Below are 24,470 nucleotides of genomic sequence, written 5' to 3' on the forward strand. Positions count from 1 at the left end.
CAGGCGATGAGCGGCATCGTCGAGCTCATCAACAACATCACCGGGCAGATCAACCTGCTCGCGCTGAACGCGACGATCGAATCCGCCCGTGCCGGCGAAGCCGGCCGCGGCTTTGCCGTGGTCGCATCCGAGGTGAAGGGGCTTGCCAACCAGGCCAAGCAGGCGACCGACAAGATCGCTCAGGAGATCGGCAGTCTCAACCAGATCTCGGGCGACGTCGTCGGTGCGCTGGGTGCAATCAAGCAGGCGATCAACAATGTCAGCGAATACGTGACGTCGACGGCGGCCGCCATCGAGGAGCAGAGCACGGTGACGAACGAGATGTCGACCAGCATGCAGCGCGCCGCGGCGGAAGCCGCCGCGATGGCGAGCGGCGCCTGACCAGGCCGGCCACTTGCTTCAAACATGATGCGCGCCGCAGCCGCCGATGGTGTGCTGCGGGTGCATTCTTGTGATTTGGATCACACAGCCCGGTCGCCGGCTCCGATAAATTCGCGCCGTTTCAATCCTGCTTCCCATCCCCGATATGGCGCGTGGGCTGTCGCATGTTTCGCAAATTATTCTATTGCCTTGCACTTCTTGTTCTCACCGGGCCCGCAGTCGCCAGTGACCGCATCAAAGGCGAGGCCAACGCTGCCATTGCCACCGCCTCCGAGGCCATACGGCGAGATCCCAAGGACGCGAATGCGTATTACGATCGTGGCAATGCCTATGCCGCCAACGGTGATACGGATCGCGCCATAGCCGACTACACTGCGACGATCCGGCTCGATCCGGCGCATGCGGACGCCTACTACAACCGGGGCAATGGTTACAGCACCAAAGGCGACACGGACCGGGCCATCGCGGATTACACGGCGACGATCCGGATCGATCCGGCCTATGCGAACGCGTACTACAATCGCGGCAACGCCTACAGCAACAAGGGCGATCTGGACCGCGCCATTGCCGATTATGCCGGAGCGATCCGGTTGCAGCCCATGAATGCGAACGCCTATTTCAACCGAGGCAATGCCTACGGCAAGAAGGGCGACGCCGAACGGGCCATCGCTGACTACACTGAAACGATACGCGTGGATCCGACCTATGCGAACGCCTATGTCAATCGCGGATTGGCCTACGAGAAGCGCGGCGATGTCGCCAAGGCGAGGGCCGACTTCAATGCGACGCTCGGGCTAGGTCATGGTGCGACCAAATGGGCGCAGGACAAGGCACGGGAGCGGCTCGCCGCGCTGCCTTCGCCGCGCCCGGCAACGATATTGGTCGGGAAGCCCGGCGCTGCTGCAGCCGTCACGGCGTCCGAGGCGCCGAGCGGCGAACGCCGCATCGCCCTTGTCATCGGCAATTCGGCCTATGAGAACGTCGCCGCCCTGCCGAACCCCGTGCGCGACGCAAGCCTCGTCGCCGACGTGCTGAGACTCACCGGATTCGAAGCCGTCACCCTGCTGACCAATCTGCGCAAGGATGCGTTGGTGAATGCCTTGCGCGAGTTCGCAGCCCGTGCGGAGACGGCGGATTGGGCCGTCGTGTATTACGCCGGACACGGCATGGAGATCGGCGGAGTCAATTATCTCATTCCGACGGACGCCAAGCTCGCGGCGGATCGCGAGATCGGATTTGAAGCCGTGCCGGTCGATCAAGTGCTCAATGCGGCGGAGCGCGCCAGGAAGCTGCGCCTCGTCATCCTCGATGCCTGTCGCGACAACCCGTTCGCGGCGCAGATGAAGCGCACCATGACGGTGGCGTCGCGCTCGGTGTCGCAAGGCCTGGCGCCGCTGGAGCCGGAGGCGGGCACGCTGGTGGTCTTCGCCGCCAAGGACGGCGAAACCGCGCTCGATGGTGACGGCATCAACAGCCCGTTCGCGACCGCCTTCGTCAGGAATCTTCCGACGCCGGGCCTCGAGGTCCGCAGGCTGTTCGACTTCGTTCGCGACGATGTCATGGAGGCGACTGGCCGCAGGCAGAAGCCGTTCAGCTACGGCTCGGTCTCCGGACGACAGGACTTCTATTTCGTCGCCGGCAGGTAGACGCTTGCGACGGGCGTCAACGCCGCACCAGGTCGCGGGCATTCGGGGGTGGGTGCTACAGCAATGGGTTTACGATGCTCGGGGTTTCCCGTTGCAGTAGTGCAACGTAGTGGTACCCTCTATGAACGCCACTTGATTCAGGCAAATACATAGATGCGGACAATTGGGACAGCGATCATTTTCGGCATGTTGCTCTGGTTTGTCCCGCTTCCGGCATTTGCACAGCAAGCGCGGGTTGCGCTCGTCGTCGGCAATGGCGCCTACGAAAAGGTTTCCGAATTGCCGAATCCCACGCGCGATGCCGCAGACATTGGCCGTGCGCTTGAACGCCTCGATTTCAAAGTCACTCAGGTCAAGAACGCGACCGCCCAGGAGATGAGGAAGGCTATCGTCGAGTTCGGCCGCTCTGCGGAGGGTGCCGACCTCGCCGTCGTATTCTACGCCGGGCATGGGATGGAGATCGGCGGGGAGAACTGGCTGATTCCGATCGGCGCAGAGCTGCGCAGTGACACCGACATCGAGAGCGAGGCCATCAGCCTGCGTTCGGTGAGCCTTCAGGTTTCGAAGGCACGCAAATTGGGTCTCGTCATACTCGACGCGTGTCGCAACAATCCGTTTGCGGCGAAGATGAAGCGTTCCATCAGCACAAGAGCTGTGATGCGCGGACTCGCGCCGACCGAACCATCCGACAACGTTTTGATCGCATACGCCGCCCGCGACGGCACCACGGCGAGCGACGGCGATGGCCGGAATAGTCCCTTTACCGCCTCGCTCCTTCGTCACATCGAAACACCGGGCCTTGAGATATCTTTCTTGTTTCGCCGGGTCCGTGACGACGTGATGGCGACGACCAAGCGAGAGCAGCAGCCCTTTGTGTATGGCTCCTTGTCGAAGGAAGAGATTTACCTTAGAGCCCCTGCCGCGAGCGCTCCGGCCCCCGTCGCACCTGCTCCGGCGTCAACCGCCGCGACCCCGGCGCCTGCAAATCCAGCGGAAGACGAGAAGTTCTGGCTCGCTATCCAGACGTCGACAGTCGCAGGTCTTTACGAGGAATTTCTGGTCAGATATCCGCGCAGCAGCCATGTCGAAGAAGCGCGCCAGCGGATCAAGAATTTCAAGGCCAACGAAGTTGCGGCTCTTGCATCCCCGGCGGCCCCTTCGAAACCGGAGACAACCGGTCGTCAGGGGCCTGACGCAAAAGCAGTTGTCCGAAATCTGTTTGGGCCCGAGGATAATCAGAAGGTGGTTGCCATTGCCTCAGCTCAGCAACTCAAATTGCCGAGCTTCGCCATCTCGCCTGATCAGAATGACCCGCTCAATGCCAACTCCAGATTCGTCGGCGTGTGGTCCAACAAACGAGGGTGGTCAAATGGCAAGGGGCGGTACACCATGCTGATCATCACGGAGGTCTCTGCGACCGGGCTGGCAAGGGGATATTATCTCTGGGGGCCGCCAACGAAGCAGTCGTGGATGAAGGACGCAGCTGGGTTTCGATCGTTTGCCGAATACATTGAGAACGACAAATTCTCCATCAACGGAACACCGGTCACCGTCAAGATGGACAAGAACGTTCTCGTGCTGTCGTCCTTCAAGAAAGAAAATCCGTCCGAGACAGCCAATATAGATCTTCGCCCGGTCTGGCAGCTCGTGCCAGTGCCCGACGACGCCCCGCCTTCAAACAAACGCGGAAAGGCAGCGCAGTCTCATGCCGTCAAGAAGGAGAGCTCCACCGAGTCGCGCGCCCCCGCTGATGCTGGCGGGGCCAGCATGGAGGAGCGCTATCGTGCCTGTAAGAAGCTCGTGAAGGGCTTTTCCAAGCGTGAGTCTTGCGCGCGGACGGGCGTGATCTAGGAGCGGATCCTTCTGCCCCTGGACAGCCCCTCAGCGCGGCGCGACGTCGGCGTGGTCCAGCGATTCCAGCGTCGCGGCGTTGGCGCAATAGCGGTGATAATTCTCCGCAGCCGTGCCGTCGGCGAGATCGCGGTCGCATTCTCCCTTGTGGCCGCAGAGCGAGCAGACCCGCTCCATGTCGCGGAGCAGCAGCGGCTGTGCGCGGCCGAGGCCTTCGGCGCTGATGCCGAGCTGCTGCAGCATCATCGGCAGCTCGTCGGCGGAATGCTTGCCGTGGCGGACCAGTTCCTCCAGATCGTCCGGTGCGATCCGCAGATCGTTCGCGATCCGATCGAAATCGGCGCGATCGAGCTGACGAATCTCGTTCATCTCGCGGCGATGCTTCAGCCAACTCGCGAAGGAATCGATGAGGTCCTGGACGATTGGGTAAGGCCTGCTTGCGGTGCTCATGGAAAGCTCCTTCGGACAGCGGAATTGGAGCGAATTAAGCACAATGATGCAGAGGCGCGTTGCGCTGGATCAAACTGGGAGGGGGCCGGAAATCGATCTCGTGTCCCGGACGCGATGCAGCGTGGAACGCTGAGCCGGGATCCATCTCGCTCCGGTGCTGGGCCCCGGCTCAGCAGCGCATCACCAAGGGGTGCTGCGCCGCGTCCGGGGCACGAGAGCTAAGCGAACCGCTCCGCTGCCCAGGCATACAGGCTGCCTGGAATTGGCTTTTCGCCGCCGCGTCCCTTCGGCGAGATGTGCAGGCCGATGATCTCGGGGTTGGTGACGAGGCCGAGATAGCTCGAGGGATCGAAGAACAGTTTTGGCTCGGCGTGCACGGCGTAGAACGATTGCTTCGGCAGCGCGCATCCCAGCTCGCCGGTGCGCCGCGCGAGCGCGGTGAGCGCCGCTGGGCCGAAGATCGCGACGCGGATGTCCGCGAGGCGGTTCGAGCCGCCGCGCAGACGCCGCATCATGAAGGTGATGCGATGGCGCACCGACAGCCAGTTCGGCGTCAGCTCGTCCTGCTCCATCAGCTCTTCGAAGGCGGCGACGATGCCATGTGTGGGCGGCAGGTAGATCACGGAATTGCCGAGCTGGCGCGGTCGCTCCCAGGCGAAATAGGGCTTTGCCGGGTCGATCTCGACAGGCTTCAAGAGCAGCACGTCGGCATCGAGCCACAGGCCGAGGCCCTTCGCCATCAGCTTCATGCGGAAGAAGTCGCTGAACTGCAGCGTTGTCCAATCGCGCCAGCTTCCGTCGGGCTGCGGCGGCCGCAGCCGTTCGGAGAATGCATGCGGCAGGATCGCTTCCGCCTCCGCGTTCTGGACGCCGGCGGGCAGACCGGGAATGGGGTCGAAGCTGTAGACCGTGACCTTGTGGCCGGCAGCGAGCTGCGAGCGCAGACAGGTCTGGCGCAGTGCGTCCATCGGGCCATGCCAGAAGGTGACGATCTCGGGCAGCATTCGCGAGCTATAGGGACAAGAAGGACAAAGAAAAAGCCCCGGCGCTGACTGCACCGGGGCTCGAAACAGAGAGCGATCTCAGGCCCAGGCGCGTTCGCGCTTGAGCTTCTCCTCATAGATGTCGATCGACGACCTCTTCTCCATGGTGAGGCCGATGTCGTCGAGGCCGTTGATCAGGCAGTGCTTGCGGAACGGGTCGATCTCGAACTTGACCTTGCCGCCGTCGGGGCCGCGGATCTCCTGGTTCGGCAGGTCGATCGTCAGCGTCGCGTTGGCGCCGCGCTCGGCGTCGTCGAACAGCTTGTCGAGGTCTTCCTGGTTGACGCGGATCGGCAGAATGCCGTTCTTGAAGCAGTTGTTGTAGAAGATGTCGCCGAACGAGGTCGAGATCACGCAGCGGATGCCGAAGTCGAGCAGCGCCCAGGGCGCGTGCTCGCGGCTCGAGCCGCAGCCGAAATTGTCGCCGGCCACCAGCACCTTCGCGTTGCGATAGGCGGGCTGGTTGAGGACGAAGTCCGGGTTCTCGCTGCCGTCGTCCTTGTAGCGCTGCTCGGAGAACAGCCCCTTGCCAAGGCCGGTGCGCTTGATGGTCTTGAGGTACTGCTTCGGGATGATCATGTCGGTGTCGACATTGATGATCTTCAGCGGCGCCGCGACGCCTTCCAGCGTGGTGAACTTGTCCATCTCAGGCTTCCCGGTTTGTCGTCAGGGGAGGGCTGTTTAGCCCGGTTGGTGCGCGAATCCTAGGCCGGATTCGGCAATCTTGGTCTGTCAGAGGGGCGGGGCCATGGCGTCAGGGACGAAGCCCGTCGGCAGGCCGTCGATGCTCTTCATGTTCTTGAGGCCCCAGTATTTTCGCAAATTGTCGAGGCCCTGCCTGGTCCAGTGGCGGATGAGGCTGCCACGCTCCTGCTGGTAGTCGAACAGAGGCACGCCCATGCCGCACGATGTCTGCACCAGGTCGACCGAGAGGCGCACGATCTGGCGTGCCCCGGTCATGTCCTCGAAGGCAGGGGCGAGATCGGCGTACTCCGGTGTGCCGCGCATGAGCGACCGACCTTGGCCATAGAGACGCAGGATCATCGGGGCACCTTCGAAGGCGCAAAACATGATGGTCAACCGCTTGTCGTCGCAGGCGGTCAGATGCGCGCGGGTCTCGCTGCCGCTACCGGTGCAATCGAGGTAGGCGACGTCATTGTCTCCGAGCACCTGGAATGAGGACAGACCCTTGGGAGACACGTTGATGCGCCCCTTCGGCGGGGCGCTCGCGACGAAGAAGATCTTCTGCCGCTCGATGAAAGCCCTGTGCTCGGGTTCGATCCCGGTGAATTGCTTGCCCATGTGCGTGCGTCCTTGCGCAGCGACGAAGTCGGGCAAAAGCTAGCACGGCCATGATACCAGTTTAAGTACTGAGATTATGCTGGTATAAAAACCACCATGAAAGCTCAGGACCCGATCGCACCGGCTCTCTCGCTCAGCGCGTTCCTGCGGGCGCTCCGGGAGCGCCAGTCTCCGGCAGAATTCGGCCTCGCCGCCGGCCCGCGACGGCGCACGCCCGGCCTGCGGCGCGAGGAGGTCGCTCAGCTCTGCGGATTGAGCGTCACCTGGTACACGTGGATCGAGCAGGGGCGTGATGTGTCCGTCTCTGCTTCGGCGCTTGCGCGCCTCGCCAGCGGACTGCGGTTGTCACGGGCCGAACGCAGCTATTTGTTCGAGATTGCCGGCAAACGCGATCCCGAGCGTCCCGGCGCCCGCGATGACCCGCCGGAAGAGATCCTGGCCTGCGTCGATGCGATCGATGGGCCCGCCTACATCCTCGATCGCACCTGGCGCGCGCGTCGCTGGAATGCGAAAGCGTCGCTTCTGTTCGCGGGATGGCTCGATGCGGACGGCGAGAAAAATCTGCTGCGCTACATCTTCCTCAGGCCCGAGGCGCGAACCCTGATCCTCGACTGGACCTCGCGCGCACGCCGCGTCGTCGCGGAGTTCCGCGCCGCGGTGACGGCGTACTCCGACGATCCCGAGATTCGCCGGCTGGTCGAGGAACTGAGACTCCAAAGCCGTGATTTCGAAATGTGCTGGGACACGCAGGGGGTCTTGGCGCGCGAGGGAGGCGAACGCGCGTTCGATCATCCGTCCATGGGGCTGCTGCACTATCAGCAGGTGTCGCTGTCCCTCGCGGGATGGTCAGACTATCGGCTGACGATGCTTCTCCCCGCGGCGCGTTGATGGACTCCGCGTCCTACTCGGCCTGAGCCTCGATCGCCGCCATATCGTCGTCCGAGAGGCCGAAATGGTGGCCGATCTCGTGGATCAGGACGTGGCGGACGATGTGGCCGAGGCTCTCGTCGTGCTCGGCCCAGTAATCCAGGATCGGGCGGCGGTAGAGCCAGACCATGTTGGGCAGCCGGGCCACGTCGCCAAGGCTCTGCTGCGGCAGGCCGACGCCCTGGAACAGGCCAAGCAGGTCGAACTCGCTCTCGCACTCCATCTCGTCCAGGACTTCCTCGGTGGGGAAGTCGTCGACGCGGATGATCACGCCCTCGCACAGCCCACGAAATTCCGCCGGCAGGCCCTCGAAGATCTCGTGTGCCGTCGCTTCCATCTCGGCCAGCGAAGGCGCTTTCAATTCCGTCCACATGGGGGTGTTCTAAAGCGTTTTCGAGCGAAGTGGATACCGGTTCGCGTGAAGAAAACGCGTCAAAGCAAAAACCTGGAGCCCGTTTCAATTCCATTGAAACGGGGTCCAGCGCGGGTTTCCCGGTGATGCATCCCGCTTTATAAAGCGGCGAGGTTGACGGGCGGCGCCAAAACGGGGAGCGTGGCACCTCGACGGGACGGTTCAGGTGGGCGAAAAAATGCGAGCAAAAACAGCGCTGACGCTACTGTGCATGGGGTTGTTTTCGCAATTTTGCGTTGGCGCGGAGGCGCAGACGGCGGCCCCCGGTGTCAGGCTGGCGCAGGCGGCCGCGCCGGATGACATCCCGCCCCCGCGCAAGCGCCCGCCCCCGCGCCTGCGCGTCACGCCCTATTACAGCCCTGACGGCGTCTATCCGCGCTACAATCCCGGTCCCAACGCGGTCCGCGTCTGCGACGCGACCTATGTGCAGGAATTCCGGCCGAGCGGCACGGTGATCGTGCCGCGTGTGAGCTGCTATTGGCGCCCCGGCTAGAGCCGGTTCGACGTCGGCGGCAGCCTCGAGGGGTGATGATGGCGAGATGGATTGCATGGGCCGTTGCCGGCGCGCTCGCCGCTTGCCTGCCTTGCGCGTCCGCCGCACCAGGGGTGACGATTCCGGAGGCCTCGGCGGGGATCGCGATCTTCGATGCGCGACGGCCCGCCCGAGCCTATGTCGTGCGGCCTGCGCTGCGCCGCGATCCCCGCTATTTCGCGCGGCCCGTCCACTATCGTCCCTATCCTTACCGCGTGCCCGCACCCTTCGTGCTCGGCTACGGGCCGTTCTGGTGAGGCACTAGCCGGCGGGCGCAAATCCCTTCACCAGCAGCACGGTTGCCTGCGCGCCGGCCTTGCGGTCGCGCGAGATCTCCTCGTAGTCGGGTGAGTTCGAGAAGGAGAGGAAAGCGGCCTCGTCGGGGAACGACATCATGACGAGCTTGTCGTGCGGCCAGGCTCCTTCGAGCACGCGCGGCTGCTCATCGGCGGCGAGCAGCCGTCCATTGAACTTCCTGAACACGTCGAAGAATCGCGCCTGATAGCGGTCATAGGCCGCGCGGTCCGTCATCTTCAGCTGCGCGATTGCGTAGACGGTCATCTTTCAAAACTCCTCTCGTCGCGGCACCGCGTCGCAACTTCGGGCCTCGTTCATTCATTGCGGGTTCACGTCGCTGTCCGCAATTTAATCCCGGGAGCGACTGCAATTGAACAGGGATGACGCGGGCCGGGAACGAGCATCGCAACTCCGCTGTCCAGATTCAGGGAGAATTCCATGCTGAGGAGTTTGGGTTTCAGGATAGGCCCGATGCGTCTGCTCGGGATTGCGGCGGCCGCGACGCTGATGCTGTCGGCCGGGACCGCGCGCCGTGCCGAAGCGCTGACCTTGATCAATCCGGCGACGTCACCTGCGACGAAGGCCGCGACCGACGATCTCGTCACGCAGGTTCGTCACGGCGGCGGTGGACATGGCGGCGGCGGACATTTCCACGGCGGCGGTGGCTTCCGGGGGGGCCGGAGGACACATCGGCGGCTTCCGTGGCGGTGGATTCCATGGCGCTCATATCGGCGGCTTCCGCGCCGCGCCGGCCTTCCACGGCGGTGGCTATCGTTATGGCGGCGTTCACCGCTATGGCGGATTTCATCGCTACGGGATCTATCGGCCTCACTACGGCCATCGCCACTTCCACCGGCGCTATTATGTCGGCGGCTATTATCCCGCCTACTCCTACTATCATTACCCTCGCCGCTGCCGGATCGTCTGGACCTATTACGGCCCGCGCCGCATCTGCCGCTGGCATCGCTGGCACCATCCGTATCGCTACTATTGGTGATGTGAGTTAGGCCGTCATTCCGGGATGGCGCGTCAGCGCCAGACCCGGAATCTCGAGATTCCAGATTCGCCCTTCGGGCGCTCCAGAATGACGGGCCAAATTACAGCCAATCCTTCAGCTTCCACGACGAAGCTTTCCACCGCATCAGATTGTCCAGCTTCCACTGCTTGAACATCGCGGGCGGCCAGCGGCTGAGCTTTGAGGTCTCCTCGACCTCAGGCTTGGCGGCGATGCGCAAGGGGGCCGCGCGCCGACGGTGCTGGCGCGTGGCCTCGCCGATCAGGTCGACATATTCAGGCTTGTTGGCCATGGCGCGCGTCCTCGCGAAATCTTCGCGAGGACGAGAGTGTCAGGCGATCATTTAAGGGCGGCTTGCCGCGATCGCTCAAATTGGAGGGACAGGCTTAGCGCCAGTCCCTGACGTCAACGAAGTGGCCCGCGATCGCGGCTGCTGCTGCCATTGCCGGTGAGACGAGGTGGGTGCGGCCCTTGAAACCCTGGCGGCCCTCGAAGTTGCGGTTCGAGGTCGAGGCGCAGCGCTCTTCCGGGGCGAGCTTGTCCGGGTTCATCGCAAGGCACATCGAGCAGCCCGGCTCGCGCCATTCGAAGCCGGCCTTGATGAAGATCTTGTCCAGACCCTCGGCTTCGGCTTGCTCCTTCACGAGGCCGGAGCCCGGCACGACCATGGCGTTGACATGCGCTGAAACGGTCTTGCCCTCAGCAATCTTTGCCGCCGCGCGCAGGTCTTCGATGCGGCCATTGGTGCAGGAGCCGATGAAGATGCGGTCGACCTTGATGTCGGTGATCTTCGTACCCGCGGTCAGGCCCATATATTTCAGCGCGCGATGCTTGGAGATGCGCTTGGCTTCGTCCGCGATCTTATCGGGGTCGGGCACGAATCCGGTCACCGAGATGACGTCCTCGGGGCTGGTGCCCCAGGTCACGATCGGCGGCAACTTTGCCGCATCGAGGCGCAGCTCGTGGTCGAAATGCGCGCCGTCGTCCGAGCGCAGTTTCTCCCAATAGCGCATCGCCGCATCCCAGTCGGCGCCCTTCGGCGCCTTCGGCCGGCCGCGCAGGAAGTCGAACGCCTTCTGGTCGGGTGCGACCAGGCCGGCGCGGGCGCCGCCTTCGATCGACATGTTGCAGACCGTCATGCGGCCTTCCATGCTGAGCGCGCTGATCGCGTCACCGGCGTATTCCAGCACGTAGCCGGTGCCGCCGGCGGTGCCGATCTCGCCGATGATGGCGAGGATGATGTCCTTGCCCGTCACGCCATCAGGCAATTTGCCGTCGACGGTGACGCGCATGTTCTTCGCCTTCTTCTGGATCAGCGTCTGCGTCGCCAGCACGTGCTCGACCTCGGACGTGCCGATGCCGTGCGCGAGCGCGCCGAACGCGCCATGCGTCGAGGTGTGGCTGTCACCGCAGACGATCGTGGTGCCGGGCAGCGTAAAACCCTGCTCGGGGCCGATGACGTGGACGACGCCCTGGCGCTTGTCGAACTCGTTGTAATACTCGATGCCGAATTCCTTGGCGTTCTCCGCCAGCGCCTTGATCTGCTCGATGCTTTCAGGATCGGGATTCGGCTTGGTGCGGTCGGTGGTCGGCACGTTGTGGTCGACGACGGCGAGCGTCTTCTCCGGCGCGTGAACCTTGCGGCCGGTGGCGCGCAGGCCTTCGAACGCCTGCGGCGAGGTCACCTCGTGCACCAGATGGCGATCGATGTAGAGCAGGCAGGTGCCGTCCTCGGCCTCGTGCACCAGATGGTCGTTCCAGATCTTGTCGTACAGGGTGGTCGGCTTGGACATGAGCGTCAGCTCCGAAAGAATGTGTGAAGCGGATGGGCGCGGGTGGCGCGCGGGGCAACAAAATCGTCAGCGCAGCTTTTAGGCTGCGCGCGTAAGCTCTGACGTTGCCGAGGTCGCGAAGCGTCCGAAGAACCGGCCGGGCAGCCGCGAGCGGTCGTCGATGACGATGCGCTTGACGGGGACGAGGCTGGTCGGATCTGGAAACATTCTAGAGGCTATATAGCACGCAGCGGTAAAAGCGCGAGAGCCTAGCTGTGTCGTCATTGCGAGGAGCCCTTGCGACGAAGCAATCCAGGACTGCTTCCGCGGATAGACTCTGGATTGCTTCGCTTCGCTCGCAATGACGAGGCCGGAGCGCATTTGGCCAACAAAAAAGCGCGGAGCCGAGCCCCGCGCTTTCGAAAACTTGCCTGTAAGCGAGCTTATTCGTTGACGGCCTTGGCGTGCTCGGTCTTCTCGACGATGCGGGCCGACTTGCCGCGGAGGCTGCGGAGGTAATAGAGCTTGGCGCGACGCACCTTGCCGCGGCGCACCACCTTGATCGAGTCGATCATCGGCGACATCACCGGGAACACGCGCTCCACGCCTTCGCCGTAGGAGATCTTGCGGACGGTGAAGCTCTCGTTGAGGCCACCGCCGGAACGGCCGATGCAGACACCTTCATAGGCCTGCACGCGGGTGCGGTCGCCTTCGACGACCTTCACGTTGACGATCACGGTGTCGCCGGGGCCGAACTCGGGAATCTCCTTGCTGGCGGAGAGCTTGTCGAATTGCTCTTTTTCAAGCTGTTGGATCAGGTTCATGGGTAAATCTCCATCGGCGCGCCCAGCCCTGGAAACGGGGGGCTGCGCAAAATTCGTCTATCCAGCCATTGCGGATTTGGCCGCTGCTATAAGGCAAGCCGGAGCGTTTGTCACCCGTCTGTCTTGTTTTTTGGCGTTTTTTGGCGCCCGGCCCGATTCGCCGGCCTGGGCGGGATTTGGGCCCATAAATCGGGCCGCCGGGCCTCCGTGAGGGCCTCGGACTGCGCCCGCCGCCAGGCGGCGACCTTGGCGTGATCGCCGGAGGTCAGGATCTCCGGGATCGGAACCCCCTCGAACAGCTGCGGGCGGGTGTATTGGGGGTACTCCAGAAGGCCGTCGGAGAAGCTTTCCTCGGTTCCCGAGGCTTCCTTGCCCATCACACCCGGCAGCAGCCGGACACAGGCGTCAATCAGGGCCAAAGCTGCGATTTCGCCCCCGGACAGCACGTAATCGCCGATCGAGACCTCCTCCAGGCCCCGCCCGTCGATGACGCGCTGGTCGATGCCCTCGAAGCGCCCGCACACGATCAGGGGGCCTGGACCCCGGGCGAGCTCCGTCACCCGCGCCTGGGTCAATGGCCGACCGCGTGGGCTCATGAGCAGGCGCGGCCGGTCTGGCCCGATCCCCGCCGCGTCGATCGCCGCCGCCAGCACGTCCGCCCGCAGCACCATGCCCGGGCCGCCACCGGCCGGGGTATCGTCGACGCTGCGGTGGCGGTCGGTAGCGGAAGCCCTGATGTCCCGTGTCTCGATCTGCCAGAGCCCGCCAGCCAGCGCCCGCCCGGCCAGGCTCACGCCGAGCGGCCCCGGGAACATCTCCGGAAACAGCGTCAGCACCGTCGCGCGCCAGGGTGAGGGATGGGTCATCGGATCTCGGTTCTCGTCGTCCCGGACAAGCGCGCCTCAAGCGCGCGTAGATCCGGGATCCATAACCACCGTTGTTAGATTTGCGATGGCTGGAGCCAACAGCTTAGCCAAAAACCACGGTCTGTGGTTATGGGTCCCCGCGTTCGCGGGGACGACCCGTGGAGAGAGCTTCGCCTCGCTCCTCGCCCTCGATCTCCTGCGGCAGCGCGATCACGACGCGGCCGCCCTTGATATCGACCTCGGGCACCACCGCATTGGAGAACGGCAGCAGCATCGTCGGCCCCTTCAGCGGGGCGATCTCGATGATGTCGCCGGCGCCGAAATTATGGATCGCGAGCACGCGGCCGAGCGCGTCGCCGTCGGTGGAGACGGCGTCGAGCCCGATCAGATCGGTGTGGTAATATTCGTCATCGTCCGTCGCGGGCAGTTTTTCGCGCGCGACATAGAGCTCGATGCCGTTGAGGCGCTCGGCGTCATCGCGGGTCGTGACGCCCTTGAAGGTCGCGACCAGATGGTCCTTGGCTTCGCGCGCCGTTGCCACCTCGAACTGGCGCTTGCCGTCCTTGGACAGAAGCGGACCGTAATGCCTGACGGCAAACGGATCTTCGGTGAAGGTCCATAATTTGACCGCACCGCGCACACCATGCGCGGCGCCGATCCGCGCGACGCAGACCAGCGCCGACATGGTCTAGCCTTAACCCTTCGCGGCGGCTTCGGCCTGCGCCTTGCGCTCCTTGCGCGGCACGGCCTTCTCGGGGTTGTTGCGCGCTTCGCGCTTCTTGACGCCGGCGGCATCGAGGAAGCGCGACACGCGGTCGGACGGCTGCGCGCCCTTGGCGAGCCAGGCCTTCACCTTGTCCATGTCGAGCTTCAGGCGGGTCTCGTTGTCCTTCGGCAGCAGCGGATTGAAATGGCCGAGACGCTCGATGAAGCGGCCATCGCGGGGGAAACGCGAGTCGGCGACGACGACGTGATAGACGGGACGCTTCTTGGTGCCTGCACGGGCGAGGCGGATAACGACGGACATCTGGTTCTCCTTCAAAGTACGTTTTGTTCGGTTGATTGGTATTCCGCGTCACGTGAGACCGGTGCGATCCCGCCGCGACGAATTCCTCATTTCTTCTTGCCCGGGAAACCGCCGAGGCCCGGCAGTGTCGGCTTGCCGCTCATCCCGGTCAGTCCGGGAAGGTTCGGCAGGCCGGTGCGAAGACCGGGCGGCAGATCCTTCGGCAGGTTCGGAAGGCCACCGCCGCCGGCCTGCATCTTTTCCTGCATCGCCTTCATCTCTTCCGGCGAGGGCATCTTCATGCCGCCGCCAAAGCCCATGGCTTGCGCAATGCCGGCGAGCGGGCCGCGCTTGCCCGAGCCCATGGCCTTCATCACGTCAGCCATGTTCCGGTGCATCTTGAGCAGCTTGTTGACGTGCTCGACGCTCTGGCCGGAGCCGGCGGCGATGCGCTTCTTGCGGCTGGCCTTCAGCAGGTCGGGATGACGGCGCTCGTCGCGCGTCATGGAATCGATGATCGCGACCTGGCGCTTCAGGATCTTGTCGTCGATGCCGGCGGCCGCGATCTGGTTCTTCATCTTGGAGATGCCGGGCATCATGCCCATCAGCCCGCTGATGCCGCCCATGTTGGCCATTTGCAGCAGCTGCTCGCGCATGTCGTTGAGGTCGAACTGACCCTTGCGCATGCGCTCGGCGGTGCGGGCGGCCTTCTCGGCGTCGATATTGGCAGCGGCGCGTTCGACCAGCGAGACCACGTCGCCCATGCCGAGGATGCGGCCGGCGATACGATCGGGATGGAAATCTTCCAGCGCGTCGGTCTTTTCACCGGTGCCGAGCAACTTGATCGGCTTGCCGGTGACCGCGCGCATCGACAGCGCGGCACCGCCGCGGCCATCGCCGTCGACGCGGGTCAGCACGATGCCGGTGAGGCCGACGCGCAGATCGAACGCGCGCGCAAGGTTGACGGCGTCCTGACCGGTGAGGGAGTCCGCGACCAGCAGCACTTCATGCGGATTCGCCGCTGCTTTGATCGCCGCGGCTTCCGCCATCATGTCTTCGTCGAGCGTGGTGCGGCCGGCGGTGTCGAGCAGCACGACGTCGTAGCCGCCGAGCTTGCCGGCTTCCAGCGCGCGCTTTGCGATTTGCGGCGGCTGCTGGCCCGCCACGATCGGCAGGGTCGGAATGTCGAGATCGCGGCCAAGCACGGCCAGCTGCTCCATCGCCGCCGGGCGATAGACGTCGAGCGAGGCCATCAGCACCTTGCGCTTGTCGCGCTGGACCAGGCGGCGGGCGAGCTTTGCGGTTGTGGTGGTCTTACCGGAGCCCTGCAGGCCGACCATCATGATCGGCACCGGCGGCACGGAATTGACGTCGATGGTCTGGCCTTCGCTGCCGAGCGTGTTGACCAGCTCGTCATGGACGATCTTGACCACCATCTGGCCGGGCGTGACCGACTTGACGACGGTGGCGCCGATCGCCTGCTCGCGGACGCGCTCGGTGAAGCTGCGCACCACCTCGAGCGCAACGTCGGCTTCCAGCAGCGCGCGACGCACCTCGCGCATCGCGGCGTCGACGTCCTTTTCGGTCAGCGCACCGCGCCCCGTCAGACGATCGAGAATGCCACCAAGCCGTTCCGACAGATTGTCGAACAATTCAATCGTCCTTCTTTACCTCTCCCCGCCTGCGGGGAGAGGTCGCCGCCCTCTTGGGCGGCGGGTGAGGGGGTACGGGACTCATCTACGCGCACCATGCGCGGAGAGAGCCCCTCACCCCGACCCTCTCCCCGCAAGAGCGGGGCGAGGGAGTAGTTAACCAAACACCTTTGCGCCCGAGGGCGCATCGCGCTGTCGGGCGTTGACCTCTGGCCTCCAGGGCCAGTCGGCGGGTCGAAAAGAAAGCCTTTCCGAGAAAGTGGCGGGGTTAAACGCCGCTCCCGCCCAAAAGTCAAGGAAAGTTAGGGCGCCGGGGCGGCTTTGCCGGGGCAACACCTTGAAATTACGCCATTTCCGGCGACGGGTTCCTTTTCCTGCGGTGCCGCCCATATAGCGGTGATGTCTTACCGCCCAAACTGCCCCTAGAAGCCAGCCTGTGCCGATCACCCGCCGCCGCGTTCTCGGACTGCTCGCCGGCGCGGGCGCGCTGGTCGGCGCCCCCTCCCTCTGGATGTCTCGCATGAAAACCTATGACGGTCCCGCTTCCGACCATTTCGACGGACTGACCTTCTTCGATCCGGACGGCGTGCCGCCAAAGTCGCTGCGCGAGGTGCTGCGCTGGCAGTTCGGTGGTAAGCGGCAGCGCGCGAAATGGCCGGATTGGGCCCCCAGCCCCCATGCCGACACTCCGCCGGAGCGGGTCGACGGCGACAAGGTGCGGCTCTCCTTCGTCGGCCATGCCAGCTGGCTGATCCAGGCCGGCGGCCTCAACATCCTGGTCGATCCGGTCTGGTCGGAGCGGGTCTCGCCGGTCAGCTTTGCGGGGCCGAAGCGGCACAACGATCCCGGCATTGCGTTCGAGAAGTTACCGAAGGTCGATATCGTGCTGGTCTCGCACGGCCACTACGATCATCTCGACATCGCGACCTTGTCGCGGCTTACCAAGAATTTTGCCCCGCGCGTTGTCACCCCGCTCGGCAACGACGTGACGATGCGCAGCTCGGATTCCACGATCAGGGTGGAAGCCTTCGACTGGCACGACCGCGTCGAGCTCGGCGGCGGGATCGCCGTGCACCTGGTGCCGACGCGGCATTGGAGCGCGCGCGGCATGTTCGATCGCAACAAGGCGCTGTGGGCGAGCTTCGTCTTGGAGACGCCGGCCGGGAAGATCTACGTCGTCTGCGATTCCGGTTACGGCGATGGCCGGCATTTTCGCCGCGTCGCCGAGAAGCACGGACCGCTGCGTCTTGCCATCCTGCCCATCGGCGCCTACGAGCCGCGCTGGTTCATGCGCGACCAGCACATGAATCCGGAAGATGCGGTGAAGGCGCTAGGCGATTGCGGCGCCGAGGTCGCGCTCGGGCATCATCACGGCACCTTCCAACTGACCGACGAGGCGATCGATGCGCCGGCGAAAGCGCTGGTCGAAGCTCTGGATGCCGCAAGGATTCCGCAGGAGAGATTCGTGGCGATGAAGCCGGGGCAGGTGGTGGAGATCTAAGGTCGCGTACCCATAAACCCGGCGGCGTGATGCGACGAAAGCAATGTCCGCTTTGCTCCCATAGCGACAGGTTCGTGCGGCGTTGCGCCGTTGAACCAGAAAGCCCATGATGCAACAAAACACCATGGATTTCTTTCGGTCGGAAGACCTTGATTGATCGATGGATGGAGCCGGCCTGTGGGATTTTTGCTGAGAGTTGTGCTTGCGACCGTTCTCGTGAACCTTGCTCCGGCCGTCGCTCAGGCGAAGAATGCCGTCGCTTCTCCTGCCTTGCAGAAGGAATTCGATGGCTTCATCGAGAAGTTTCGCGCGGCGCTGAAGGCCAACGATTCCGCCGCCGTCGCCGCTATGACACGATTGCCGTTCATGAACGACAACGCAATTCGCGACGCCGCGCAATTTGGCGCCGAGATCTATCGGACCTCGTTCACGGCGAAAAATCGTGCGTGTATCCAGCGCGGCAAGGCCGTCTACGATCGCGATCAGGAGAAGAACGAGAATTACTTCGTCTTCTGCGGCGAGCTCATCTTCGTCTTTACCAAGACGCCGACGGGTTTCCTTCTGACAGATATCGGCGCGAACGACTGATCGGGCAGGTGGTGGAGATTTAGCTCCGCGCTCGCCACACACACAGCTCGTCGTCCCGGACAAGCGCAGCGAAGCGGAGCGCAGATCCGGGACCCATACCCACAGGGAGGAGTTTGACGACGACTCGGAGCTGCTGACGTCGAGCGATCACCACTTTATGTGGTAATGGGTCCCGGATCTACGCGCGCTTGGGCGCGCTTGTCCGGGACGACAGCTGTGGTTGCCGCACACGCTGTGCCTCTTACGGCTTACTGCCCCTGCTTGATCGCCCAGCTCACATTCACCGTCACCGACAGCGTTTCCTCGCCCGGTGCGACCGCAGCCGGCGCGGCCATCGGCGCTCCCGCTCTCAGCGTCTTGAACAGCGGCACCGGGGCGCCGCCCTCGGACACGCTGAGCGGCGCGCCGAGCGTCACACCGGTGGCCTTGGCGTAGATCTCGGCCTTGCGGCGCGCGTCGGCCACCGCCCGCTCGCGCGCATCGTCGAGCAGCTTCGAGGCCTGCGTCACCTCGAAGGAGATGTTGCCGATATCATTGGCGCCGGCGCTGACCAGCGTGTCGATGACGCTGGCCACCTTGGTCACGTCGCGGATCTTCACGGTGACGCGATTGGAGGCGCGGAAACCGACCACCGGGGATGCGCCGGTGGATTTGTTCTGGCCGTATTGCGGCTGCAGCGACAGCCGGGAGGTCTGGTAATCCTTCTCGGGAATGCCGGCGCCCTTCAGCGCCAGCAGTATCTTGCCCATCGCGGCGTTGTTGGCATCGGAGGCTTCCTTCGCCGACTTGGCGTCGCTGGCGACGCCGGCATCGATATGGGCGAGATCGGGCGTTGCGGACATCGTGGCTTCGCCGCTCACCGCAATGGCGGTGACGACATCGTCGGCGATTGCCGAGGTTGCCGGCAGCGTGGCGGCAAGAACGGCGGCAAAGGGAGCAGCAAGTACGGCAGGCTTTTTCATCAGTCTCACTTCAGCGGCACGAAAACATTGATCACGAGCTTGTCCTCAGCGGTCTTCAGGGGATCGGTGAGGTACTCCTCGATGAAGGTGTCCTTGGCTTCCAGCCTCTTGTCGTCGAGGTGGTTGGTGATCGCCTCGTAGGTGTTGTCCATGTTGTCATAGGAGCCGCGATGGACGAATTTCAGCACCTTGCCTTCCGGCGATTTGCCGATGCTCATGTCCTTGGACAGGTTCTTCGGGTCCTGCTCGACCGGGATCTCGGCAAGGAAGGTGAAGCCGGTATCGTCCGTCGAGGTGTAGACGATCATCGCATTGCCGGCGTGCTTGATGCCCTGCTTGTCCAGGAGCGTGTTCAGCGCCTTGAAGGCGTCGATCAGCGTGTCGAAGGCCGAGTCCCAGTTCGCGGTGCCCTTGACCATCACGACCTTCCTGGCCTCGAGCGTGGTTTCCAGGCCGAACGGATCGGCGGTCTGCACCGGGGCAGGGGTCGCGGCGGCGGCCGGCGGCGGGGCCGTCGGGCTGGGTGAGGCACTGGCGGCGGGCGAGGGCGACGTCGTCGGGGCCGGCGAAGCGCTGGCCGCGGGCGATGGCGCGGGTGAGGGCGTTGCCGCAGGCGCGGGCGAGGCACTCGCCGCCGGGGAGGGGGAGGCCGACGGGGCGGGTGAGGGACTCGCCGAGGCGGCCGGCGCCGGGCTCGGCGTTTGCGCCAGAACCGCGGGCAGACCGAGCGACAAGGCCGCTGCCGGGATCAGCGCGGCCAGAGCGAGACGACGAAACCTGAACATTTTATTTTATTCTCCCCAAGGCCTTAAGTCACCAAGGCCTGAACCACCAAGGCCAATCCGCTTTGCGCCCGGCTGCGCATCCCGCTTCGCGCCAACTTTCGCCGTTCTAACACGCGGGCGCCAAATTCGTCCCATGACAGATGCGTCATGGCAGGCCCCTTGGCGGGCTTGCTGGCGCCCGGCGGCAAAACACTGGCCAAGCCGGCAAGGATCGCCATATAACACAGGCGAAATTCGGGAATTTTCATGAGCGCGCTGGCCAACCACGCATTTGCCAAGATGAACGGCATCGGCAACGAGATCGTCGTTGTCGACATGCGCGATTCCACGGCAAAGGTGACGCCGGACGACGCCCGCGCGGTGGCGTCGGCGAATGGCGGCGTGGCCTACGACCAGCTCATGGTGCTCTCGAGGCCGCGGCTCGACGGCACCGAGGCCTTCATCAGCATCTACAACAATGACGGCTCGGAAGCCGGCGCCTGCGGCAACGGCATGCGCTGCGTGGTGCGGCGCATCTTCGAGACGAACGGGCAGACCAATGCGACGTTCGAGACCGCGGCCGGCCTGCTCAATGCCTGGCAGGGTCCGGCGCCCGATCTCTACACCGTCGACATGGGCGTGCCGAAGTTCGGCTGGCAGGATATTCCGCTGGCGGAAGAGTTCCGCGACACCCGCTACATCGAATTGCAGATCGGCCCGATCGACAATCCGATCCTGCATTCGCCCTCCGTGGTCAGCATGGGCAATCCGCATGCGATCTTCTGGGTCGACGATGTCAACGCCTACGACCTCGAGCGTTTCGGCCCCTTGCTCGAAAACCATCCGATCTTCCCGGAGCGCGCCAACATCACGCTCGCCCATATCGTCGATGACAAGCACATCACCATCCGCACCTGGGAGCGCGGTGCCGGCCTGACCAAGGCTTGCGGCTCGGCTGCCTGCGCCACGGCGGTCGCCGCCGCGCGGCTGAAGCGGGCCGAGCGCAGCGTGGAGATCACGCTGCCCGGCGGCAAGCTCGGCATCGAATGGCGCGAGCGCGACGACCATGTGCTGATGACGGGCACGGCGACCTTCGAATATGAGGGCAGATTCGATCCGGCGCTATTCGCGCCCGCGGCCTGATGGCCGTCGACATCGTCACTTTCGGCTGCCGCCTCAATGCCTTTGAGGCCGAGGTGATCCGCAGCAAAGCCGAAGCTGCGGGGCTCGAAGACACCATCGTCATCAACAGTTGCGCCGTCACCAACGAGGCGGTGGCGCAGGCGCGGCAATCGATCCGCAAGTTGAAGCGCGAGCGCCCCTCGGCGCGCATCGTCGTCACCGGCTGCGCGGCACAAACGCAAAGCGGCATGTTCGCCGACATGGCCGAGGTCGATCGCGTCGTCGGCAATGACGACAAGATGCGCGGCGAAGCTTGGCGCGAGGCTCGCGATGCCTTCGATCTCGGCGCCAGCGAGAAGATCGCCGTCAGCGACATCATGGCTATCAGGGAGATGGCGCCGCATCTCGTCGACGGCTATGCGCGCGGCCTGCCGCGCGTGTTCGTTCAGGTGCAGAACGGCTGCGACCATCGCTGCACCTTCTGCATCATCCCCTATGGCCGGGGCAATTCACGCTCGGTGCCGATGGGCGCGGTGGTCGAGCAGGTGCGCAACCTGGCCGAACGCGGCCATGCCGAGATCGTGCTGACCGGCGTCGACCTCACCAGCTACGGCGCGGACCTGCCGGGCACGCCAAAGCTCGGCATGCTGACGAAGCAGATTTTGCGGCACGTGCCGGAGCTGAAGCGCCTGCGTATCTCGTCGATCGATTCGATCGAGGCGGATGACGATCTGCTCGACGCCATCGCCGGCGATGCGCGGCTGATGCCGCATCTGCACCTGTCGCTGCAATCCGGCGACGACATGATCTTGAAGCGCATGAAGCGGCGGCATTCGCGAAGCGATGCGATCGCCTTCTGCGACCAGCTGCGCCGGCTGCGTCCCGATGTCGTCTTCGGTGCCGACATCATCGCGGGCTTCCCGACCGAGAGCGAGGAGATGTTCTCACGCTCGCTCGATCTCGTCGAAGAATGCGGCCTGACATTCCTGCACGTCTTCCCCTATTCGCCGCGCCCCGGTACGCCGGCTGCAAGGATGCCGCAAGTGGCGGGAGCGCTGATCAAGGAGCGCGCGAAGCGGCTGCGAGCAGCAGGCGAGTCGGCGCTGCGGCAACGGCTGCAAGCCGAGGTCGGTGCGACACGCGATGTGCTGATCGAGAGCGAGGGTCAGGGGCGCACGGAGCACTATCTGCCGGTGGCGATTGCGGGCGAGCGCGTGGGGAGCGTGGTGCCGCGGGTGATTGCCGGCAGCGATGGCGAGCGGCTGACCACATAGTCGGTCTCGAAGTTGCGGCGCATTGCATCCCCGATGTCGTCCCTGCGTGCGCAGGGTCGACACCGAGGGTGTGGAGACGCCTTGCCCCAGAACGCGCGCCTACGACGCCCGCACCTGCCAGAACCGCAGCGTGCGCTTTGCATCATCCGGCGTCATCCGCGCGAAATGCCCCTGCGCTCTTGCGAGGTCCGCCGGCTTCATCGCGCCGGTCGCAAAGCGGCATTCGAGCACGGCGGCCGTCGTTTCCCAGCTGAGCTGCGCCGCCTTGCACGGCACCAGGAGACCGTCCTCGCGAAGGCTCTGCATCAGCGGCCGAATCACCTCGACGGTGGAACCGGACAGGGCCGCCAGGGCCGCGGCAGTCTCTTCATAGCGCCGCTGCTTGGCAAAGCCTGATAGCGTCGCTTCGTTGAGCTGGCCGGTGGCCTTGAGGCCGGCGATGGCGCGCTTGGCGCCCTCGAAATCGCGGACGCCCGACATCTCGCGGTCGACACCGACGGTGACGGCGGCGATCGCGCTCTGAATTTCCTCGAACAGATGCGGCGGCGCGCGCGACAACAGGCGGGCGCGCACGGCATCGGTCGCCGAGCGCAGCAATCGGCGGCGCAGCTCCGACGGCAGGTCGACGCGGACGCCGACGCTGACGGCGAGTTCGGGATCCGCCTCCGCCTGGGCGACCATGACGGAAAATCCGTTTCCGGAGACGCGCGCGCCGGGATTGGCGGCAAGCCTGCGGCTGACGCTGGGATAGCGGCGTGCCAGCAAAGCGTCGGTGACGATCTCCTTCAGCCACCAGCGGCCGGCGATCGCGAGCAGATGCGGCTCGCCCTTGGCTGAGGCGATCTTGACCAGCTCGCCGTCGTCGAGGCGGGCGGATTCCTGCAGCACGGGACCGGCGATGCGGATCTCGTCGTTGCTGGCGAGGCGGCGGATCACGGAGGGCGGCGCCTGCGCGACCGGCGCCAGTTGCGCGCTGATCTCGGCGAGCGCGATGCGGGCGCCCATGTCGGCAAGCGCGCGCAGCTCGATGGTGCCGATCAGGCGATCGAGCACGTCGTCGAACAGCGCGATCTGCTCGTCGTCGAAGCTGCCGGCGGAGGAGAGGAACAGGTCGGTGACGCGTCGGGCGGTTGCCAGGCCCTTTTCCGGCGAGCCGGTGCGAATCGCGGATTCGACCTCGTCGATGATCGATAGCCCGGCCGTGGACATGACGCGTTGCTCGTCCTGAGCTGTTACAGAAGCTTGTTCTAAGCAACCGCTATCATTACGGACGAGCACTGAACGTTTCGTAAACCATGGGCCGGAGAGCGCCGCGGCGTCGGTGCGCTCTCTCCCCCGCTTGCGGGGACGGGCTGGGGAGAGGGTGTCTCCGCAACGGGACAATCCCCCAGAGGACAGAACCCTCACCCGCGCCTTCGGCTTAACCTCTCCCGCAAGCTTGCGGGAGAGGTTAAGCAACACAGCCGCTACTCCCCATTCCACCCGCAGGCGCGCAGCTTCTCATGCATATGCACCGGGGCCGGCGCCACGACGCGGACCGGCTCCTTGTTCCGGGAGATCGGCACCACGATCTCGCGGGAATGCAAATGCAGCTTCGGCTCGCCGAAGCGCGGGCCGTTGCCGTAAATGTTATCGCCGAAGATCGGCCAGCCGCTCGCCGAGGAATGCACCCGTAGTTGATGGGTCCGCCCGGTCACGGGTTCCATGGCAAGCCAGGTGAAGCCGTCGCCGCGGCCCATCACCTTCCAATTCGTGATCGCCTTCTGGCCTTCCGGGTCCGGCTTCTGCCACCAGCCGCGCTCGGCATTGAGCCGTCCCAGCGGCATGTCGATGGTGCCTTCGTCCTCGGCAGGCCCGCCCTCGACCACGGTCCAGTAGGTCTTGCCGATCTTGCCGTGCTTGAACAGGAGGCCGAGCGAGGCGGTCGCCTTGCGATGACGGCCGAGCACGAGGCATCCGGAAGTGTCCTTGTCCAGCCGGTGGGCCAGCACAGGCGGCCGCGGCAGGCCGAACCGGAGCGCGTCGAAGGAGTCCTCCAGATTGGCGCCGCCCTTGGGGCCGCGATGCACCGGCAGGCCGGCCGGCTTGTCGATGATCAGCATCAGCCCGTCGCGGTGGAGCACGCGCGCCTGGATCTCCTCGGCGGTCAATTGGGGAACATCGAGCAATTGCAGGACTTTCGGTCAAGACTTTCGTTTAGGGGCGGGAACGGCTAACACACCCCCGCCATGAACGATACCACGTCAGATCCCCCCAAGCTGAGCTGGTGGCGCCGCCTGTCCA

General features: G+C 64.6%; 29 protein-coding genes and 1 pseudogene. 11 read left to right on the forward strand and 19 right to left on the reverse strand.

The features are described from left to right. From UNPF46_RS34940 to UNPF46_RS34950, 3 genes are all read left to right on the forward strand, one after another. The coding region (locus tag UNPF46_RS34940; protein WP_246668805.1) for a methyl-accepting chemotaxis protein at nt 1-381 on the forward strand (381 nt) is incomplete at its 5' end. 164 nt (nt 382-545) lie between these two features. After that, entirely contained in the window at nt 546-2,027 is a 1,482-nt protein-coding gene (locus UNPF46_RS34945) for a tetratricopeptide repeat protein (RefSeq protein WP_142253083.1), read from the forward strand. Nucleotides 2,028-2,213: 186 nt separating this feature from the next. Next, nucleotides 2,214-3,878: a caspase family protein gene (locus UNPF46_RS34950; protein WP_181770254.1), complete on the forward strand. Its 1,665-nt coding sequence runs from the start codon at nt 2,214-2,216 to the stop codon at nt 3,876-3,878. Nucleotides 3,879-3,908: 30 nt separating this feature from the next. Here UNPF46_RS34950 and UNPF46_RS34955 read toward each other — a convergent pair whose 3' ends face one another. From UNPF46_RS34955 to UNPF46_RS34970, 4 genes are all read right to left on the reverse strand, one after another. Continuing rightward, nucleotides 3,909-4,328, reverse strand: a complete 420-nt coding sequence (locus UNPF46_RS34955) for a hypothetical protein (protein WP_100176952.1) — start codon at nt 4,326-4,328, stop codon at nt 3,909-3,911. Nucleotides 4,329-4,546: 218 nt separating this feature from the next. Next, on the reverse strand, nt 4,547-5,332 hold the full coding sequence (locus tag UNPF46_RS34960) for a glycosyltransferase family 32 protein (RefSeq protein ID WP_142253085.1): 786 nt from the start codon (nt 5,330-5,332) through the stop codon (nt 4,547-4,549). A 78-nt stretch (nt 5,333-5,410) separates the two neighbouring features. Further along, entirely contained in the window at nt 5,411-6,016 is a 606-nt protein-coding gene (gene leuD, locus UNPF46_RS34965; protein ID WP_142253086.1) for a 3-isopropylmalate dehydratase small subunit, read from the reverse strand. A gap of 87 nt (nt 6,017-6,103) precedes the next feature. After that, on the reverse strand, nt 6,104-6,673 hold the full coding sequence (locus UNPF46_RS34970; RefSeq protein WP_142253087.1) for a pyridoxamine 5'-phosphate oxidase family protein: 570 nt from the start codon (nt 6,671-6,673) through the stop codon (nt 6,104-6,106). 96 nt (nt 6,674-6,769) lie between these two features. On the opposite strand from UNPF46_RS34970, the gene UNPF46_RS34975 reads away from it, so the two are divergent. Continuing rightward, entirely contained in the window at nt 6,770-7,561 is a 792-nt protein-coding gene (locus UNPF46_RS34975) for a helix-turn-helix transcriptional regulator (RefSeq protein ID WP_142253088.1), read from the forward strand. Between the two features lie 13 nt (nt 7,562-7,574). Here UNPF46_RS34975 and UNPF46_RS34980 read toward each other — a convergent pair whose 3' ends face one another. Beyond that, nucleotides 7,575-7,973, reverse strand: coding sequence for a metallopeptidase family protein (locus UNPF46_RS34980; RefSeq protein WP_097660621.1), 399 nt, complete (start codon nt 7,971-7,973; stop codon nt 7,575-7,577). 250 nt (nt 7,974-8,223) lie between these two features. On the opposite strand from UNPF46_RS34980, the gene UNPF46_RS34990 reads away from it, so the two are divergent. Together UNPF46_RS34990 and UNPF46_RS34995 are read left to right on the forward strand one after the other, a co-directional pair. Next, on the forward strand, nt 8,224-8,505 hold the full coding sequence (locus tag UNPF46_RS34990) for a hypothetical protein (protein WP_181770256.1): 282 nt from the start codon (nt 8,224-8,226) through the stop codon (nt 8,503-8,505). A 38-nt stretch (nt 8,506-8,543) separates the two neighbouring features. Next, a complete protein-coding gene (locus tag UNPF46_RS34995) occupies nt 8,544-8,801 on the forward strand; it encodes a hypothetical protein (protein ID WP_142253091.1) in 258 nt (85 codons plus the stop codon). Between the two features lie 4 nt (nt 8,802-8,805). On the opposite strand, the gene UNPF46_RS35000 is transcribed toward UNPF46_RS34995, so the two are convergent. Beyond that, nucleotides 8,806-9,105: a DUF1330 domain-containing protein gene (locus tag UNPF46_RS35000; protein ID WP_142253092.1), complete on the reverse strand. Its 300-nt coding sequence runs from the start codon at nt 9,103-9,105 to the stop codon at nt 8,806-8,808. Nucleotides 9,106-9,279: 174 nt separating this feature from the next. Here UNPF46_RS35000 and UNPF46_RS35005 point away from each other — a divergent pair. Next, nucleotides 9,280-9,838: pseudogene (locus tag UNPF46_RS35005) on the forward strand (hypothetical protein). A 100-nt stretch (nt 9,839-9,938) separates the two neighbouring features. Here the strand turns inward: UNPF46_RS35005 and UNPF46_RS35010 are convergent. The 8 genes from UNPF46_RS35010 to ffh form a co-directional block, all read right to left on the reverse strand. Continuing rightward, on the reverse strand, nt 9,939-10,148 hold the full coding sequence (locus UNPF46_RS35010; RefSeq protein WP_100176959.1) for a hypothetical protein: 210 nt from the start codon (nt 10,146-10,148) through the stop codon (nt 9,939-9,941). 94 nt (nt 10,149-10,242) lie between these two features. After that, a complete protein-coding gene (gene leuC / locus UNPF46_RS35015; RefSeq protein ID WP_100176960.1) occupies nt 10,243-11,649 on the reverse strand; it encodes a 3-isopropylmalate dehydratase large subunit in 1,407 nt (468 codons plus the stop codon). A gap of 78 nt (nt 11,650-11,727) precedes the next feature. Beyond that, nucleotides 11,728-11,856, reverse strand: coding sequence for a hypothetical protein (locus UNPF46_RS38590; protein ID WP_283811686.1), 129 nt, complete (start codon nt 11,854-11,856; stop codon nt 11,728-11,730). 215 nt (nt 11,857-12,071) lie between these two features. Then, the gene (gene rplS / locus UNPF46_RS35020; protein ID WP_100176961.1) at nt 12,072-12,452 is read right to left on the reverse strand and encodes a 50S ribosomal protein L19; all 381 of its coding nucleotides are present in this window, start codon (nt 12,450-12,452) and stop codon (nt 12,072-12,074) included. A gap of 110 nt (nt 12,453-12,562) precedes the next feature. Next, complete coding sequence (gene trmD / locus UNPF46_RS35025) at nt 12,563-13,318, reverse strand: tRNA (guanosine(37)-N1)-methyltransferase TrmD (protein WP_142253093.1); 756 nt, start codon at nt 13,316-13,318, stop codon at nt 12,563-12,565. 127 nt (nt 13,319-13,445) lie between these two features. After that, the gene (gene rimM / locus UNPF46_RS35030) at nt 13,446-14,003 is read right to left on the reverse strand and encodes a ribosome maturation factor RimM (RefSeq protein ID WP_100179314.1); all 558 of its coding nucleotides are present in this window, start codon (nt 14,001-14,003) and stop codon (nt 13,446-13,448) included. A 9-nt stretch (nt 14,004-14,012) separates the two neighbouring features. Further along, complete coding sequence (gene rpsP, locus UNPF46_RS35035) at nt 14,013-14,345, reverse strand: 30S ribosomal protein S16 (RefSeq protein ID WP_100181398.1); 333 nt, start codon at nt 14,343-14,345, stop codon at nt 14,013-14,015. 86 nt (nt 14,346-14,431) lie between these two features. Continuing rightward, nucleotides 14,432-15,976: a signal recognition particle protein gene (gene ffh / locus UNPF46_RS35040; RefSeq protein ID WP_142253094.1), complete on the reverse strand. Its 1,545-nt coding sequence runs from the start codon at nt 15,974-15,976 to the stop codon at nt 14,432-14,434. Nucleotides 15,977-16,412: 436 nt separating this feature from the next. Between ffh and UNPF46_RS35045 the strand changes: the two genes are divergently transcribed. Together UNPF46_RS35045 and UNPF46_RS35050 are read left to right on the forward strand one after the other, a co-directional pair. Further along, nucleotides 16,413-17,477, forward strand: coding sequence for an MBL fold metallo-hydrolase (locus UNPF46_RS35045; RefSeq protein ID WP_174719117.1), 1,065 nt, complete (start codon nt 16,413-16,415; stop codon nt 17,475-17,477). Nucleotides 17,478-17,693: 216 nt separating this feature from the next. Further along, nucleotides 17,694-18,065 (forward strand): hypothetical protein, encoded by a 372-nt coding sequence (locus UNPF46_RS35050; protein ID WP_142253095.1) that lies wholly within the window; start codon nt 17,694-17,696, stop codon nt 18,063-18,065. Between the two features lie 248 nt (nt 18,066-18,313). Here the strand turns inward: UNPF46_RS35050 and UNPF46_RS35055 are convergent, their stop codons facing one another. The 3 genes from UNPF46_RS35055 to UNPF46_RS38055 are packed head-to-tail and all read right to left on the reverse strand — an operon-like array spanning nt 18,314 to nt 20,060. Then, nucleotides 18,314-19,027, reverse strand: coding sequence for an SIMPL domain-containing protein (locus tag UNPF46_RS35055; RefSeq protein ID WP_174719118.1), 714 nt, complete (start codon nt 19,025-19,027; stop codon nt 18,314-18,316). 5 nt (nt 19,028-19,032) lie between these two features. Then, the gene (locus tag UNPF46_RS35060; protein ID WP_142253096.1) at nt 19,033-19,812 is read right to left on the reverse strand and encodes a GyrI-like domain-containing protein; all 780 of its coding nucleotides are present in this window, start codon (nt 19,810-19,812) and stop codon (nt 19,033-19,035) included. A gap of 23 nt (nt 19,813-19,835) precedes the next feature. Beyond that, the gene (locus tag UNPF46_RS38055; protein WP_181770255.1) at nt 19,836-20,060 is read right to left on the reverse strand and encodes a hypothetical protein; all 225 of its coding nucleotides are present in this window, start codon (nt 20,058-20,060) and stop codon (nt 19,836-19,838) included. Between UNPF46_RS38055 and dapF the strand changes: the two genes are divergently transcribed. Further along, on the forward strand, nt 20,059-20,934 hold the full coding sequence (gene dapF / locus UNPF46_RS35065; protein ID WP_142253097.1) for a diaminopimelate epimerase: 876 nt from the start codon (nt 20,059-20,061) through the stop codon (nt 20,932-20,934). The two genes, UNPF46_RS38055 and dapF, sit on opposite strands and share 2 nt — an antisense overlap. Continuing rightward, nucleotides 20,934-22,187 carry a tRNA (N(6)-L-threonylcarbamoyladenosine(37)-C(2))-methylthiotransferase MtaB gene (mtaB, locus tag UNPF46_RS35070; protein ID WP_142253098.1) on the forward strand — a complete coding sequence of 418 codons (1,254 nt, stop codon included), beginning with the start codon at nt 20,934-20,936 and terminating at the stop codon, nt 22,185-22,187. The genes dapF and mtaB overlap by 1 nt, the downstream gene beginning before the upstream one ends. 99 nt (nt 22,188-22,286) lie before the next feature. Here mtaB and UNPF46_RS35075 read toward each other — a convergent pair whose 3' ends face one another. Continuing rightward, entirely contained in the window at nt 22,287-23,396 is a 1,110-nt protein-coding gene (locus tag UNPF46_RS35075) for a DUF2336 domain-containing protein (RefSeq protein ID WP_142253099.1), read from the reverse strand. A 257-nt stretch (nt 23,397-23,653) separates the two neighbouring features. Continuing rightward, nucleotides 23,654-24,355: an RluA family pseudouridine synthase gene (locus tag UNPF46_RS35080; RefSeq protein WP_174719119.1), complete on the reverse strand. Its 702-nt coding sequence runs from the start codon at nt 24,353-24,355 to the stop codon at nt 23,654-23,656. Nucleotides 24,356-24,470 lie beyond the last annotated feature (115 nt).

The sequence above is a fragment of the Bradyrhizobium sp. UNPF46 genome (genome assembly GCF_006658625.1).
Lineage (GTDB): Bacteria > Pseudomonadota > Alphaproteobacteria > Rhizobiales > Xanthobacteraceae > Bradyrhizobium > Bradyrhizobium nitroreducens.

Coding starts and splice junctions, on each gene's coding strand:
- UNPF46_RS38590 (WP_283811686.1), bottom strand. CDS start 11,856: ATGTTTCCAGATCCGACCAGCCTCGTCCCCGTCAAGCGCATCGTCATC.
- leuC (WP_100176960.1), bottom strand. CDS start 11,649: ATGTCCAAGCCGACCACCCTGTACGACAAGATCTGGAACGACCATCTG.
- UNPF46_RS35055 (WP_174719118.1), bottom strand. CDS start 19,027: ATGAAAAAGCCTGCCGTACTTGCTGCTCCCTTTGCCGCCGTTCTTGCC.
- dapF (WP_142253097.1), top strand. CDS start 20,059: ATGAGCGCGCTGGCCAACCACGCATTTGCCAAGATGAACGGCATCGGC.
- UNPF46_RS34980 (WP_097660621.1), bottom strand. CDS start 7,973: ATGTGGACGGAATTGAAAGCGCCTTCGCTGGCCGAGATGGAAGCGACG.
- rplS (WP_100176961.1), bottom strand. CDS start 12,452: ATGAACCTGATCCAACAGCTTGAAAAAGAGCAATTCGACAAGCTCTCC.
- UNPF46_RS35075 (WP_142253099.1), bottom strand. CDS start 23,396: ATGTCCACGGCCGGGCTATCGATCATCGACGAGGTCGAATCCGCGATT.
- UNPF46_RS34995 (WP_142253091.1), top strand. CDS start 8,544: ATGGCGAGATGGATTGCATGGGCCGTTGCCGGCGCGCTCGCCGCTTGC.
- UNPF46_RS34960 (WP_142253085.1), bottom strand. CDS start 5,332: ATGCTGCCCGAGATCGTCACCTTCTGGCATGGCCCGATGGACGCACTG.
- UNPF46_RS35000 (WP_142253092.1), bottom strand. CDS start 9,105: ATGACCGTCTACGCAATCGCGCAGCTGAAGATGACGGACCGCGCGGCC.
- rimM (WP_100179314.1), bottom strand. CDS start 14,003: ATGTCGGCGCTGGTCTGCGTCGCGCGGATCGGCGCCGCGCATGGTGTG.
- UNPF46_RS34975 (WP_142253088.1), top strand. CDS start 6,770: ATGAAAGCTCAGGACCCGATCGCACCGGCTCTCTCGCTCAGCGCGTTC.
- leuD (WP_142253086.1), bottom strand. CDS start 6,016: ATGGACAAGTTCACCACGCTGGAAGGCGTCGCGGCGCCGCTGAAGATC.
- UNPF46_RS34990 (WP_181770256.1), top strand. CDS start 8,224: ATGGGGTTGTTTTCGCAATTTTGCGTTGGCGCGGAGGCGCAGACGGCG.
- trmD (WP_142253093.1), bottom strand. CDS start 13,318: ATGACCCATCCCTCACCCTGGCGCGCGACGGTGCTGACGCTGTTTCCG.
- UNPF46_RS34955 (WP_100176952.1), bottom strand. CDS start 4,328: ATGAGCACCGCAAGCAGGCCTTACCCAATCGTCCAGGACCTCATCGAT.
- mtaB (WP_142253098.1), top strand. CDS start 20,934: ATGGCCGTCGACATCGTCACTTTCGGCTGCCGCCTCAATGCCTTTGAG.
- UNPF46_RS35010 (WP_100176959.1), bottom strand. CDS start 10,148: ATGGCCAACAAGCCTGAATATGTCGACCTGATCGGCGAGGCCACGCGC.
- UNPF46_RS34970 (WP_142253087.1), bottom strand. CDS start 6,673: ATGGGCAAGCAATTCACCGGGATCGAACCCGAGCACAGGGCTTTCATC.
- UNPF46_RS34945 (WP_142253083.1), top strand. CDS start 546: ATGTTTCGCAAATTATTCTATTGCCTTGCACTTCTTGTTCTCACCGGG.
- rpsP (WP_100181398.1), bottom strand. CDS start 14,345: ATGTCCGTCGTTATCCGCCTCGCCCGTGCAGGCACCAAGAAGCGTCCC.
- UNPF46_RS38055 (WP_181770255.1), bottom strand. CDS start 20,060: ATGAAAATTCCCGAATTTCGCCTGTGTTATATGGCGATCCTTGCCGGC.
- UNPF46_RS35060 (WP_142253096.1), bottom strand. CDS start 19,812: ATGTTCAGGTTTCGTCGTCTCGCTCTGGCCGCGCTGATCCCGGCAGCG.
- UNPF46_RS34950 (WP_181770254.1), top strand. CDS start 2,214: ATGTTGCTCTGGTTTGTCCCGCTTCCGGCATTTGCACAGCAAGCGCGG.